The sequence below is a fragment of the Bacillus sp. 522_BSPC genome (assembly GCF_001076885.1).
Taxonomy (GTDB): domain Bacteria; phylum Bacillota; class Bacilli; order Bacillales; family Cytobacillaceae; genus Niallia; species Niallia hominis.
The window spans coordinates 16708-31559 of record NZ_JVDT01000076.1 but is presented as its reverse complement, the minus strand read 5'-3'; the positions used below and the strand labels follow the sequence as shown (position 1 = coordinate 31559).

Genomic DNA, 14852 nt, shown 5'->3' with positions numbered 1-14852 from the left:
TTATTATTTCTTCTATTGTTCCATTGCTTTTTGATATATGGCATTGCATAACGGTCTAGACCAAATTTACCTGCGTTTGCACCTGCTACGATAACGAATATTGCTAATAGAATCATTTGTCCATTTGTGCTTACTGTTCCACTAAATAAGAAGGCAAAGTTCATGACCATTCCCATCAATGTTGCAAAGCTTGTGAATAAACCTAGGATTAGTGCGATCCCTACTAGAACTTCTCCCCATTGAACCATGAAACTGAATAAATCCGCATTTGGGAGTGCTATATGTTCTAGAAATGTTGCCCACCATCCTTGTACTGCTGGGTGATCACCTGTGCTATTTGCAATTGCCCCTTGTAAAAATCCACTTGCGTCTAAGCCACCACTTGTAATTTTTTCATAGCCTGCATGGATAAATTGATAACCAAGATAAATTCTAAATATCGCTAAAATTCCGGCAACCACTTTATTATTTCTTAATAAGTCTAACATTTTACTCCATCTCCTTAAGATTAGTTATCTGATTATATTGTTCACTATTTCACATTTCTTTTTACAAGATCTTGTTTGTTTCTTACTACACTTATATAATATCACCATTTCCAACGTAATAAAGATGTTTGTGATTTAATTCACATTCAGTTCACAAAGTTATGTCTGATTGGTGAACTATTTACATTAATATCACTTCCTATAGGGAAACATGATTCATTTACCATTTCCTAACACGTAAAAAAAGGGTACTGAAAAGTTAACAGCACCCTTTTCTGATATTCTGTTTATAACTCATCATACTTAAAGTATGGAAAATAACTTGGTTTCTTTTGCCCACTTAAATCTTGTGTACATACCCCCACAAAGGTTCCTGTGAAGCGGATATAATCTGCATCATCATCCGACAAATAACTAATATCGATTTTACTGCCGATATCCTTCCATTCACTGTCTCCTTCTGCATAAGCAAACTGTAGCCATTGATGATTGACTTTTGCCTTTAACTTAATCTCCCCAATGGATTTTAACGAGATATCTTGATCCAATAGTTCATCATAAACGCCATGTTTGGATTCAATTATTCCGATACACTTTCCTAACGTTTCATGTGTCGTAATTCGGAGGTACACATAATCATCAGTATCATAATAAAAAATTAATCCAGCCATTTGTTGAAAGTTTTCTGGTGTATAATCAACAGCTGTTTCCACTTCCGCTGTGAAAGTCTCTAGTCTGCGCGCAAGCAGGCTTTGATGATGAAGAGAACTCATTGATTCCCCACCTTTTAAAGTTAAATATCCTGGTCGTTCCGTTAAGGAAAGCCATTCTTCACTAAATATTCTTCTTAAAGAGTTCCAGTACTTCTTTAAAGAATGACCTTGGAAATCATCATAGTTGCTCTCTTTTTCAAAAGGATGTGGCTTTAAATGAGGCGCCTCCACAATGGTCGATGGATTTGGTCCTCCTACAACGCGCAGCCAGTCATCTTCCGTCCAATAACATTTTTGGATCGCCGTTTCTCTCCCCAGTGTACATTTTTTATCAACTACTGGTCTTCCGCATAGATGTGCCATATACCACTCACCATTTTGTGTTTCCACTAAACTTCCATGACCTGCTTTTTGTAGTTGATTCTTATCGTCTTCGTTTGAAGTTAAAATTGGATTGGTTGGATCAATTTCGTATGGCCCGAATAAAGAGGTTGATCTAGCTACTGTTGCCGCATGCGTATACCAAGTTCCCCCTTCAGCTGTCACTAAATAGTAGAAGCCATTTCGCTTATATAAATGAGGCGCCTCTGTTAAACCAATCTCTGAGCCTTTAAAGATGTTGTGAATCGGCCCAACTAATCTTTTTTCTTCTACTGAATATTCTTGTAGCGCAATTCCAGCAAATGAATTGGTCCCTTTACGAAAATCCCAAATCATATTAAGTAACCACTTTCTACCATCCTCATCATGAAATAAGGATGGATCAAAACCACTGCTATTAAGGTAAACCGGCTCAGACCATGGTCCTTCCACATTTTCAGCTGTCACTAAATAGTTATGAGTATCCTTAAAAGCTCCCACTCTACTTTTCACATCTGTATAGATTAAATAAAACAAGCCATCTGAATAACTCAAACATGGTGCCCACACACCACCTGAATTGACATTCCCAATCATATTTAATTGGGATTCCCTTGTTAATGGATATGTTAGCAGTCGCCAATTAATCATGTCTTTTGAATGATAAATCTGTACGCCTGGAAACCATTCAAAAGTAGAGACAGCTAGATAATAGTCATCTTCGACTCTTAAAATAGAAGGATCAGGATGATAACCTGGCAAGACTGGATTGATTATTTTACTCATTTTATAACCCCTTTTCTTATAGATTCGTACATTCTTCAGATAATTGGAAAGGAATCTACAAATCTAGTACATTCCTTTACCTATTCTTTCTACTAAACTTATTTTTTCTCCGGCTGGTGTTGCTTGTGTCGGCGTAACCTCTTCCCTTTGTAAATTCGACGACATCTTAATTCCTCCAATCGTTTATTTTTGTTTACGCTTACAACGAATCAAAAATAAAACTATGTTACACCATTAATCCTTTCGCTTTCTTACCAATTTTATCTGGAGAAAGAACCTGCTTCTTTCGCTAACGCCTTCTTTCCTGCCTCCAATACTTCAATAATTCGGTCGACATCGTACACACTGCCTCGCCAAGTACCGCCACTAACTGCTTGTAGTGCTGCCCAAAGCCTTGTATCATCTGGCAAATCCGGGTCTGGTTTAAGATCTGGATGAACTTCTCGTGTTTCTAAAACATGTGTTGCTTCTTCTTTTGATAATCGCTGATCTCCTGTGCCAATAAAATTAACAGATCCTACCAAGTTTTCACAATCAACCATAATTTCGATTAAGTCTCCATCACGAAGTTTTCCGATTGGTCCATCGCTCAATGCTTCTGGGCCAATATGCCCGATGCAGGCCCCTGTTGAAACACCTGAAAAACGAGCGTCAGTTATTAGGGACACATATTTGCCAAAAGGTAAATATTTCAATGCCGAAGTTAATTGATAGGTTTCTTCCATCCCTGTTCCAGATGGTCCTCCACCCATTACAACCATTACATCTCCTGCTTTTATTCCACCAGTTTTTATCGCAGTAATAGCAGATTTCTCAGATGTAAATACCTTTGCTACTCCTGTATGTCTATAGATTCCATCTTCTCCTACTACCGATCGATCAATAGAAGTTGATTTGATAACAGATCCTTCAGGAGCAATATTCCCTTTTGGAAAAGTAATTGTAGAAGTAAGCCCTCTTGCTTTTGCTGTGTCTGGATCCATAATTACTTGGTCAGGATTGACTCCATCTGCTTCTAATAAACGTTTTCTTAATAGCGCTCTCCGTTCGGATTTTTCCCACCAATCTAAGTTTTCTCCTAAAGTCTGGCCAGTAACGGTAAGGACATCTTCGTGTAAAAGTCCTAATTTTCGCAAATGAAGCATCACTTCTGGTACACCTCCAGCAAGAAAAACACGTACTGTTGGATGATGATCTGGTCCATTAGGCAAAACACTTACTAAACGTGGAGTTTTGCGATTAATTCTTGCCCAATCATCAACTGTAGGTATTTTACATTTAGCAGCATATGCAAGTGCTGGAATATGTAATAAAAGATTGGTTGATCCACCAAATGCAGCGTGAAGAACCATTGCATTTTCGATTGCTTTATCTGTAATAATATCCTTTGTTGTAATATGATTCTTTTCCATTTCTAAAACTGCTCTTGCTGACTGCCTTGCCATTTCCGCCCAAATCTTTTGTCCAGATGGAGCAAGTGCGGAATGTGTGATGGCAATGCCTAATGCTTCTGCAATTACTTGAGAAGTTGCAGCAGTACCAAGAAATTGACAGCCTCCTCCTGGTGTAGCACATGCCAAACAGCCAAGCTCTGCAGCTTCTTTCAAGGTAATTTCTTTATTGGCAAATCGTGCACCAATTGTTTGGATTTTCCCTGCATCTTCCCCGATTGTTGGAGGTAAAGTAACGCCACCAGGCACAATGATGGTTGGTAGATCATGCATAGAACTAAGCGCAATCATCATGGCAGGAAGTCCCTTATCGCAGGTCGCAACGCCTATTACTGCTTCTCTAGTTGGCAATGAACGGATTAAACGTCGATAAACAATTGCTGCATCGTTTCGATAGGGAAAAGAATCAAACATCCCTAGTGTTCCTTGAGAACGACCGTCACAAGGGTCACTAACAAATCCAGCAAAAGGAACCCCTTTATGCACTCGAATTTCTTCTGCTGCCTCTGCCATTAAAATATCTACTTCCCAATGCCCTGTATGATACCCTAATGCAATTGGCTCTCCATTGTGATCCCGTATACCGCCTTTTGTGCCTAGAATCAGGACTTCTGTTCCTAATAGATCTTTCGGTTTCCATCCCATCCCTACATTTTGACTAAGTCCGAATAAATCCCCACTTGGCGAATCCTCCAACATTTGTGCAATAAGTGGCAGTGTTCCAGTCGGCCCCTTCGCATTCGTTCTTACTTCATAAAGGGATTCATTCTCGTTTTCAAAAATAAATGGTAATGTCATAACTTTATCCCTCCATCTTGTGTTTGTTTAGTAAACAAATAATCATTCCAAAAAGAAAAACTTGACCTTCTATTATAATAGTTTTGCCTGCTGCAAAATTTCTTTCACTTGCTGTTTCTTCTCTGCGCTTAGTGTTTTTGTAGGAGGCAAAACCTCTGTTGTAATATCAATACCACATAATTCGGATGCTTCCTTCACTACATTTACAAATGGGCTATCAATTTTATATAGTTGTGGCAAAATGGATAAATGTTTTTGGAAAGAAACTGCTTTTTCAAAATCTCCTGTTAAAAAGGCATTGTATATACCAACCGATAATTGTGGAGCAAAATTTGCACTAGCTGATATTGCTCCGTCTCCACCTAGCAGTAATGTATTAAATAGATGATCATCAAACCCGCAAAATACGGAGAAATTAGGATTCACCTTTTTGACCTTATCAATCATTTCGCGAATATGTCCGATAGAATCAATCGTTTCTTTAATGCCAACTATATTTTTATGGTTTAAAACAAGCTCTCCCACAAAATCAGGTGTTAAATCCTGTCCTGTTAGCGTTGGAAAATTATAAAGTAGAACCGGTAACTTTACAGATTTCGCAATGTCACTGAAGTATGTATATAAATTCTCTTCGGTCAAATTCCAGTAATACGGATTAATGGCAACAATTCCATCTGCACCTATTTGTTCCGCATGTTGACTGAGCTGGAGTGCCTCCCTAGTATTCGCACTGCCAATTCCAATTAACACAGGAACTCTTTTGTCAACATACTTAACAGCAAACTCAGCTATTGCTTTTCTTTCCTCTATAAACATTTGCGAAAATTCTCCACCAGTACCTAAAAAGAATAAACCGTTTACTTTTTCCTCTATTAGTTTGTCAATTAATAGCGCCATTTCTTTTTCTTTCAGATTTCCTTCTTTATCAACAATACTTGAAACTGGCGGAATAATTCCTTTAAAGTAATTTAGTTCGGTCATATTTCCCTCTCCACTCTTTTTTTGTTTTATATTATAAAACCCAATCCTACTATTTAGTCTATTCGAGTTGATTATAACATACAGCCCTCAAAAGTAAACACTTACATATAATTAATTTCGAATTTTTAATAATTTTAAAATAGACATTGCTATTTTCATATGGCTATATTAATGTAAAATTACTAGATTAGTTTGTTATAATAGCAATTAGTTAAATATTATAAAACGAATACGGAGAAGATATTATGCCAATCATTCAATCTGTGGAACGTGCCCTGCAAATACTAGACCTATTTAATGAGCACACGATCGAATTAAAAATCACGGAAATTAGTGACCAAATGGGATTACATAAAAGTACTGTACATTCCCTATTAAAGACGCTCCAGCAATCTCGCTATATTGATCAAAATCCCGAAAACGGAAAATACCGTTTAGGCTTAAAGCTCGTGGAAAGAGGTAATTTAGTTATCAATACTTTAAATATCAGGCAAATCGCCAATAAATATCTCGTTGAATTGGCACTAAGAACTGGCCAAACATGTCATCTAGGTATTTTAGACGGGAATGCAGGTGTATACATTGACAAGGAAGAAGGGGCTAATTCTGTTATTCGTTACTCTCGAATTGGACGGAGAATTCCCCTTCATTGTACTGCAATCGGAAAATTACTGTTATCCTATCAAAAACAAGAAATAATTGATTCCCTATTAGACGGCTATCCGTTTACGCAAGCTACAAACCGGACTATTACGAAGAAAGAAGATTTTCTTATTGAATTAGAAAAGGTGAGACATAACGAGTATGCTGTGGATGATCAAGAAAACGAACTAGGTGTCCGCTGTATCGCAGTACCAATTATTAATCAGCATGGACAAATACTAGCAGCACTTAGCATTTCTACATTAGTTTCTAGAGTAGGAGATGACATCCTTGAAGACTATATACAACTATTGAAAAAAACGGGAAAAGAGTTATCAGAAGAAATGCGGTATGGGGTTGCGATGAAATAAGAGACAGGCAGTTATTCCTGTCTCTTCCTTTTTATCCAAATAACTGTTTCTCTTTTTCTAACGCTTTTTTCATCCACTTCTTCGTTAAAGTAGCTGCTTTTACTTTTAAATTTAGATTTTCAGAGATGTGGATTTTATATTGTTCAGAAACAATGGATGCCTTCAATTGTTCCACTGAATCACATTCATTTTGAAACTCATTATATATGCAGCCATATTGTAAAAAATGATGTGTATCACTTCCGCCAACAACTGGAAGTCCTAATTTCCCCGCAAAATCCTCTAGTTTTTCTCGATAAGCTTTTTGACCTTGAGCATAAAGATCTTTTCCATTTAGATCAAGGGCATCCAAACGCTTAAGCTGTTCTGCCTTCAAATGATAAAGAGGGGTACTATCACGGAAAGCATGGGCACCAATTTTTAGAATATCATAATGTTCTGCTATATCCATTAACTTATCAAAGGCAAGAAAATTATCCTCACTCGTGTTAGTTTCTAATAAGCTTCTGATGGATAAAACATCCTTTCGATTACCAATAAGCAAAATATGACCAATCTCTTTCACATCTACTTCTATTCCTGGAAATAGCTTTAACCCATCTATCATGTAATAGTTATTCTCATATGGATAATGCGTATCCAGAAAATTATAAATATCTGTATATCTCCTTGTATTGAAATGCTCTGTCATCGCTATTCCTGTTAACCCAGCTTCTCTTGCCTCTTTCATCATTTCTTGAAAATATTCTGGCATAAAATCAGTTTTTTTTGAAATTTTCACATGACTATGTAAATCGATTCTCATTTATAACCCCTCCTACAGATATAAAAAGACGAATGTATATAAAAATAATAGATAAAGCACAGACACCATTAAAAACAAATAATCTCTATATTGAAAATGAAGATGTGCAAGTTTGATTTTCTTTATCTCCGGCCGACTAAATGCATAAAAACTTCCTTTTGTTTCTAATGCTTCTACTGTTGTACGTGCTCTTTTTGCAGTACTAAGTAGTAAGGGATAAAAGGAAAGAACGGCTATCTTTGAAAAATAAATGATAGATCGCCAATAAAGAATTCCATGCTTCTCCGGTGCCTTTCCACGCAAACGAAAGGAAAGAAATACGTGGTGATATTCTTCTAGAAGACTAGGAAGCATACGATAGCCATAGGCAATACTAAAGGATACTTGTCCGGGAACTCCAATTTTCAAAAGTCCATTGCTTAATTTTTCAGGATCCATGGAGCAAAACACTGTGATACTAGCTAAAGAAATAATAGAGAGCTTTAAAGTCAGTGTTAATAGAGGAACAATGACTTGTAAATCCCCACCAAAAAACCAAGAGGCAATCAGTAGATATCCTCCCTGGCCAAGTAAACCGAGACAAAGAATGATAATTACTAAAGGTGTAACCTTGGACATAAAGGTTGTAATGGCCATAAATACAAACAACCCTATTAATATACTCTGATTATGAATAAACCACGGAGCAATTCCGAAATATAAATACCAGATAAATAGCGTCCGAGGATCAAGCTTTGCGAGAAACGTTTCATTATTTCCATAAGCAGTATGAAGCAGCTCAATCTTCACTTGCTCTACAGACAGTTTTTCCGTTAATTTTCTAGTATACTCCATTTAACAAGCGCTCCTTTGTATCGATTGATTGCACAAAGTCTGTGACAGTATAAGCTAAGTTTTTCTGCTTCATTCTTCTGCTCAATTCCAGAATTTGCGGATGCTTGAGACCTGCTTTTTCTAGGAGGGTATGGTTACTAAATACGGATTCACGATTGCCATCATGGATAATCTCTCCTTCATGGAGAACGATAATTCGATTGGCCCATTCTGTGACAAGCTGCATATCATGTGTAGCAATAAGGACTGCTCCCACTTGCGCCTGTAAGGAATCAATTAATTTTGTAATATGCTTACGTGTCGCTATATCAAGATTTGCCGTTGGTTCGTCTAACAAAATAATAGATGGATTCATCGCTACTCCAATCGCAAGGGATGCTCTTCTTTGCTGACCACCACTCATTAATCGACTGTCCTTGTCCTGCAACTCTGTCAATTCAAATTGCTTCAACACTCGATCAACCTGTTCCTCGAATCCAGGAACCTTTCGCGCTTTTAAAAAGAACTCTACATCTCTTCTCACACAGTCTTCAATAAACATCTCTTCTGGATTTTGATAAATATATGTTACGACATCTGCCAGTTTTTCTGGCGAACAATGGCGAGTATTTTGACCTTGAACAAGTATTTCTCCTGTCTCTGGTTTTACAAGTCCTGTTAATAAACGCATAAGCGTAGATTTTCCTGCTCCATTGTTGCCGACAAATGCAATTAAATCATTTTTATAAATATCAATGTTTATGCCTTTCACTACTTGCTTTTTGGAGCGATCAACAAGTTTATGTGAAAAGCTTGCATCTCTTATTTGTATCAACCTTTCACGCTTCGTGAATTCCTTGTCATTTTCTATGTTATTCTTCCTCTCTCTTTGTGAAACGGTCTGAAAAAAAACTTCTGCCTCTTCCACTGTAACTGGCAATACCTCTTTTGAATATCCTAATTGATAGGCTGCTAACGTTACTTGTGGCGGATAAATTTGCCGTTGTAGCAGCTCATTTACTTCTGTTAAAGCTTCTTTTGTTTCCTTATTCCAGACAACTTTCCCCTTATCCATCAGAACTACTTTGTTGCAATAATCCGCAATAAATTCGGTATGATGCTCAATAACAATGATTGTTTTCCCATACTCTTGATTTAATTTTTTTAAAATAGCATAGATTTGTGTAGCATGCTCTGGATCAAGCTGTGCAATTGGTTCATCAATAATAAGAATATCCGGGTCCAACGCCAATGCACCAGCTAAGGCTAACTGATGTTTCTGCCCTCCGCTTAATTGCCAAATAAATTCATCGTCATGATTCTTTAGACCAACTAAATCCAGGGCTTTTTTACCCCTTTCAAGATAATCCGCATACCCGAAGTTAAGAGGGGCAAAGCTCGCGTCCTCCAATACACGCGGACTAACAAGCTGATTTTCAAAATCTTGATAAACATATCCAACATGGGAAGAAAAATCAGTTACTTTATGCTCTGTCGTAACCAGTCCATTAACGGTAACTTTTCCAGAATAATCTCCTACATAATAATGAGGAATAAGGCCATTTATTAATTTACATAGAGTGGATTTCCCACTCCCATTACTACCAATAATGCCAAGGAAATCGCCTTGATGAACCGATAACGAAACATTATCTAATACTGGCTCCTCAACACCTGGATATTGAAAGGAAACTTTCTCTATTTCAATTTGAATGGTCATAACTGAATCCTTTCTTCATTACTTGCATTATTTTTCTTTTTCATTTTCTGCATGATACCTATAGTAATACCAGCTATGCATGCCGCAGCAGCAATGCTTACCCAAATAAACCAATCACCGTATGACTTTAGAAAATCTGCTTCCCACTCGACATTAAATCCTGCTTCTGATAAATATTCAAAGAAAAAGGCGAAACAAGCTAACACAATACCAACAAGAATCAATTTAGGCGTTACAATACTGCCCATAGAGTACTTCATTTTATTATTTCTCGGCTTCATGCCTAATAATGGCTCCATTTTCCCATATAAACGTGGCACTAAATATAAGGTTGGCAATAGAGCAAAAAGGATTCCGGAAAATAATACATCATTTAAGAAAGCAAACCCTTCCACAATCACAACACTTTCCGCTAATCCAGGAACCGCCTCCAGCTCTTCTACACCTATCCATACTTTTCCAATATCAACCATTGAGCTTAATGCTTGATGAATGATGACACCTGTTATTGCAGCAATTCCAACCTGCCTTTTATTCTTTGGATCATTCACAAGGGATCCAGCAATAAACATGGCAAGAGAAAAAGTAATAAATTTTTCTAATTCCCCAAAACCACCAAATTGTCCTAGCATTATCTCACCAAAAACAACTTCTCCTAAAGCAGCTCCAATTGCAGCATATAAAGGGTGAAATAGCATACATAAAGTCAATGGAATAAATGCAAAATACTCAACGGAAAATTCGACAGGACCAAGGTGAAAAGCAGGAATAAGTTCTGTAATCATGTTGGAGAGTCCATATAAGGACATAGATAAAATGAATACCATCATCTTTTGAGACTGTGTTAAAACATACCTATCTTTTAATTGATTCATATTATTTGCCTCCTTTATTTGAATACCTTTATCATAAAGCACAGAATTTAATGGAATATGGTAGACAAGTAAAAGGAACGTAAATTTATTATCGTTTTTTAACATTATGTAAAAAAATTATCAGGAATAATTTGTGAAGAAAAAAATGTGCTATATTAAGGTCAAATAAAGACGGAGGTTAGAGGTTATGTTTAAATGGAATACAAAATCAATGTCGCCAAGCCAATACAAAATTGCAGATTATCTTCAAAAAAACACGCATCAAGTTCTATTATTAACGGAACAGGAAATAGCTGAAGCAGTTAATGTTAGCATTGCATCTGTGTCTAGATTTTGGCGTATAGTCGGCTTTAAAAATTTAAAGGAATTTAAAGGAGAAATTGCTGCCCAGCTAAAGCCATCCCCTGCCAAGAAAATAGCAAAACTAATAAATACGGTCGATAAACAAGCTTTCCCATACCATACACTTAATGCTTCTATCCAACATCTCTATAAAACAATAGAGCAGTTTCGAGAAGATACTTTTAAAAATGCTGTTCACTCGATTATTTCCGCAAGAAAAGTCTATTTATATTGTCCTGGCCCTTCCTTAGGACTTGGAGAATTACTGAAGTATCGAATAGTTAGATATGGATTAAACTTTTCTATCCTTCATAAAGGAGGAAGTGAATTACTAGAAGACTTTATCCATTTTTCCAAAGAGGATGTAATCATTATATTTGGCTTTATCCGTTTGCTTCCAGAAGCACAGGCGCTTATGGATTATCGTAAGCAAATTGGCTATAAAATCATTATCATTACAGACCAGCTTATTTCAGAATTTACGACACAAGCTGATATTGTTTTATTTGCAAGTAGAGGAGATATCCGTGAGTTCCATTCGATGATTGGTCCAACCTATTTAATCGAGAATCTTGTCCTTGCAGTTGGAGCGGAGAATGAAGCAGCAAATCTACAAAGACTTGAGAAAATTAGTGAATTGAGGACTCAATATGATTATTTGCTGCCGAGATAAGCCTGCTATTACCAACATTAAAGCATTGTTATTCGCCGCCATTGCTTTTATTCCCTTTTATCTTTTGGAAAAGACCCCCATAAATCATTGACGCGGATTAGCATTCTTTCGATTTTCTGCTCATCATTTAAATCAGCTTGCCCGGTTATATTTTTTACTTCTTGTGATTTCCCCTCTTTCTGATACTGTAATTGGATGGAAAAATTATATATATTCTCTTTAGAATGTGTTCTTTCATATTCAATATTTTTTACCGCAAGTATATAGTTGTTTTTATGCGATTCTGTCATAAATACTGTTCCATATCTTGAAATGAAATCTTTGTATGCTGTTTCACTTGCAAAATAATCTTTATATAAACTCTCTTCATATTCAGTCAAGGCTGTGGATCTTTCTTTTCCGTCCTCCAGCTCTAGTATTTCTTTCAATGTATCATCTGGCCCTGTTAAGGCATTATGTAAAACAGCATCTACTGCCTGTATGTATTCATCTGTTTTCTCATCTACTTTTTCTGTACAGCCAATTAATAATAAAATAATAGGAAATAAAGCGATACTGAAAGCTTTATAATGAATTCTTTTCATCTCAACCCCTCCATGCTATTAACATATACGAATAGACAGATTATAAAGTTTCAAATATTTTCCTTTCTACGATTATTTAAGATGGTTAAAATAAAAAAGAGGAGTATTCATATTGAATTCCCCCTCTCATTACATTAGTTTTTATATTTTCGTAAAACGAAATATCAATTTCTTCTTATTATATAGAAAACGCGTGATTACCTATTCGTTTAACTACTGTTCTTGAGAAAATCCAATCACTTGTTGCAGTGTCTGGATTATAAAAATAGAGAAGCTCTTTGTTCTCTTTTCCATTTTTTAACGCTTCTTCTACTGCTTTACGTGACTCTTTATCTGCTTTTTTTTGGATTGAACCGTTCTGTACAGGTTGAAAGGCATTCTTTTCATAAATGACACTTTCTACTGAATCAGGAAACTGCTTATTTTCCACACGATTTAATACTACATCAGCTACTGCCACTTTACCGGCAAACGGCTCACCCTTCGCTTCTGCATGAACAAGACGGGCCAGTAAATTCTTTTCATTGTTCGTTAGATTTGCTGATTCATCAGAAGCTTTTACATTCTCCTTCTTATCAACAGCAAATTTTCTTGTTGATACATTTTTTGTTTCTTCTGTATTAATTGATGCTGCTACGGCAAAAGATGGAACATATATATAAGAACCAATAACTAAAGTAATGGTAGTTGCTATAAATAATAACTGTTTCATTTTTGTATACCTCCTGTTTTAACAGGCCCATATACAAGGCTAACAGGTTTGCAAGCAAAACTCATTACATAATTGTTGGAAAAGCTGTAAGATTTCACGGGATAATTGGGAGAAATAACTATATATTTACAATTAGATATTACTCGATATGACCATTTGCTCTGTTTTCCCGGATAAAATTGTGTAAATAGGAGAAGTTAAATGATTAGTACAACTTATTAAAAGTTAATTCTTTTCCCAATGGTTCTTCTACCCGCACCTTAAGAATTAATTCTCCTGTAAAAAAGAAAACTGATATCAGAAAAAAGCCGATATCAGTTTTCAATCTTAACTATTTCGAACTAATAATGCACAGCATTCTACATGAACCGTATGTGGGAATAAGTCCACAGGCTGTACTACTTTTAATGTATAGCCGAATGGCTCAAGCTGTTTGATGTCTGTTGCAAACGTATCTGGATTACAAGATACATAAACGATACGTTCTGGCTGAGAGCGTCCGATACGTCTCATTACTTTTCCACCTGCTCCAGACCGTGGTGGATCTAGCAATAGTAATTCTGGTCTGCCAAATGTTTCTAAAACTTGGGCTAATCCAGTTCTTGCATCTTGTGCTAAGAATGTAGCATTATCAATGCCATTATCGCCAGCATTACGTTTGGCTGATTCAATCGAGCTTTCTACAATTTCAATTCCTACAAGCTTGCCAACTCTGCTTGCAAAAGGAAGGGAGAAAGTACCTACACCACAGAAAAGGTCAATCATATTCTCTGATTTTTGTGGTTCTGCCATTTCTACAGCTAAATCAACTAATTTTTGTGCTTGTGTTGGGTTCGTTTGGAAGAATGTATCAAACCAAACTCGGAAACGGTATCCATCCATTTCATCATATATAAAGTCTCTGCCTGCTAATGTATGGCTTTTTTCTGATTGTGTACGATCTGCCCAATCCGTATTTTCTAGCCACATAAAGCTTTTTACTTGTGGGAATTTTTCTGTAATGCGAGCAACTAAAATGTCCACTGCATTTTTCAAAGATCCATCTGGAGCTTCTGTTGCAAATAAAGCCAACATCATTTCCCCTGTAGCAAAAGACTGTCTCACCATCAAGTGACGAAGAAGTCCCTCGTGTGTATCTTTGTTATAGCCTTTTAATTCATGTTCTTTTACCCATGTAGCTACTTCAAGTGCTGCTTCCACCATTTCTTTTCCAGCAATAAGGCAAGTTTCTAAAGAAATGATTTTTCTAAAATTCCCTTGCTCATGTAAACCAAGAGAACCATCTGTAGCAAAGGTGAATTCCATTTTATTGCGGTATCTCCAAGGCTCGTCCATTCCAATAGTATCTTTTACTAGGCTCGGGTCAAATCCTTGCTCCTCAATTACATGTTTCACATGATTTGTTTTTTGTTGTAATTGTCCATTATATTCCCAATGCTGCCAGACACAACCGCCACATTTTTCAAAATGAGGGCATTCTGGTCCAATTCTTTCCGCATGGGCAGCTAATATTTCTTCTGGCATTGCCTTTCTATGCCTTCTTTGTGGCTGATCAACAGTAACTCTTACCTTTTCACCAGGTAATGTTTGCGGAATTGTTAGCTTTAGTTTCTTCTTGTTTCCTAATTCATTTTCGCGCCAAACAACCGCCTGTCCAGCACCTTTTTCATCCACATTCTTAATATCTACAATCATTGTTTCTTTTTCAATTGTCGTCAAACGTTTTTTCCTCCTTAAA

Annotated in this window: 13 protein-coding genes; 2 read left to right on the top strand and 11 right to left on the bottom strand. The window is 36.5% G+C overall.

The window, feature by feature from the left end:
• From ADJ83_RS05590 to ADJ83_RS05575, 4 genes are all read right to left on the bottom strand, one after another.
• Positions 1-488: DoxX family protein (locus ADJ83_RS05590; RefSeq protein ID WP_048717199.1), on the bottom strand; the 488-nt coding region annotated here is incomplete at its 3' end.
• A gap of 287 nt (positions 489-775) precedes the next feature.
• Positions 776-2347 (bottom strand): glycoside hydrolase family 43 protein, encoded by a 1572-nt coding sequence (locus ADJ83_RS05585; RefSeq protein ID WP_048717197.1) that lies wholly within the window; start codon positions 2345-2347, stop codon positions 776-778.
• Between the two features lie 260 nt (positions 2348-2607).
• The gene (locus tag ADJ83_RS05580) at positions 2608-4596 is read right to left on the bottom strand and encodes a YjhG/YagF family D-xylonate dehydratase (RefSeq protein WP_048717196.1); all 1989 of its coding nucleotides are present in this window, start codon (positions 4594-4596) and stop codon (positions 2608-2610) included.
• A gap of 72 nt (positions 4597-4668) precedes the next feature.
• The gene (locus ADJ83_RS05575) at positions 4669-5577 is read right to left on the bottom strand and encodes a dihydrodipicolinate synthase family protein (protein ID WP_048717194.1); all 909 of its coding nucleotides are present in this window, start codon (positions 5575-5577) and stop codon (positions 4669-4671) included.
• Between the two features lie 245 nt (positions 5578-5822).
• On the opposite strand from ADJ83_RS05575, the gene ADJ83_RS05570 reads away from it, so the two are divergent.
• Complete coding sequence (locus ADJ83_RS05570) at positions 5823-6590, top strand: IclR family transcriptional regulator (RefSeq protein WP_031538824.1); 768 nt, start codon at positions 5823-5825, stop codon at positions 6588-6590.
• Between the two features lie 31 nt (positions 6591-6621).
• Here ADJ83_RS05570 and ADJ83_RS05565 read toward each other — a convergent pair whose 3' ends face one another.
• The 4 genes from ADJ83_RS05565 to ADJ83_RS05550 are packed head-to-tail and all read right to left on the bottom strand — an operon-like array spanning position 6622 to position 10803.
• Positions 6622-7395 (bottom strand): PHP-associated domain-containing protein, encoded by a 774-nt coding sequence (locus ADJ83_RS05565; protein ID WP_031538823.1) that lies wholly within the window; start codon positions 7393-7395, stop codon positions 6622-6624.
• A 12-nt stretch (positions 7396-7407) separates the two neighbouring features.
• Complete coding sequence (locus ADJ83_RS05560; RefSeq protein WP_031538822.1) at positions 7408-8229, bottom strand: energy-coupling factor transporter transmembrane component T family protein; 822 nt, start codon at positions 8227-8229, stop codon at positions 7408-7410.
• Positions 8216-9928 (bottom strand): ABC transporter ATP-binding protein, encoded by a 1713-nt coding sequence (locus tag ADJ83_RS05555; RefSeq protein ID WP_048717192.1) that lies wholly within the window; start codon positions 9926-9928, stop codon positions 8216-8218. Before ADJ83_RS05555 ends, ADJ83_RS05560 begins: the two co-directional genes overlap by 14 nt.
• Entirely contained in the window at positions 9925-10803 is an 879-nt protein-coding gene (locus tag ADJ83_RS05550; RefSeq protein ID WP_048717189.1) for a hypothetical protein, read from the bottom strand. Before ADJ83_RS05550 ends, ADJ83_RS05555 begins: the two co-directional genes overlap by 4 nt.
• 187 nt (positions 10804-10990) lie before the next feature.
• Here ADJ83_RS05550 and ADJ83_RS05545 point away from each other — a divergent pair, with 187 nt between their 5' ends.
• Entirely contained in the window at positions 10991-11818 is an 828-nt protein-coding gene (locus tag ADJ83_RS05545; protein WP_031538820.1) for a MurR/RpiR family transcriptional regulator, read from the top strand.
• 47 nt (positions 11819-11865) lie between these two features.
• Here ADJ83_RS05545 and ADJ83_RS05540 read toward each other — a convergent pair whose 3' ends face one another.
• The 3 genes from ADJ83_RS05540 to rlmD form a co-directional block, all read right to left on the bottom strand.
• Complete coding sequence (locus tag ADJ83_RS05540) at positions 11866-12402, bottom strand: hypothetical protein (protein ID WP_048717187.1); 537 nt, start codon at positions 12400-12402, stop codon at positions 11866-11868.
• Between the two features lie 178 nt (positions 12403-12580).
• Positions 12581-13114: a cell wall hydrolase gene (locus ADJ83_RS05535; RefSeq protein WP_048717185.1), complete on the bottom strand. Its 534-nt coding sequence runs from the start codon at positions 13112-13114 to the stop codon at positions 12581-12583.
• Between the two features lie 327 nt (positions 13115-13441).
• Complete coding sequence (rlmD, locus tag ADJ83_RS05530; RefSeq protein ID WP_082169246.1) at positions 13442-14809, bottom strand: 23S rRNA (uracil(1939)-C(5))-methyltransferase RlmD; 1368 nt, start codon at positions 14807-14809, stop codon at positions 13442-13444.
• Positions 14810-14852: the final 43 nt, after the last annotated feature.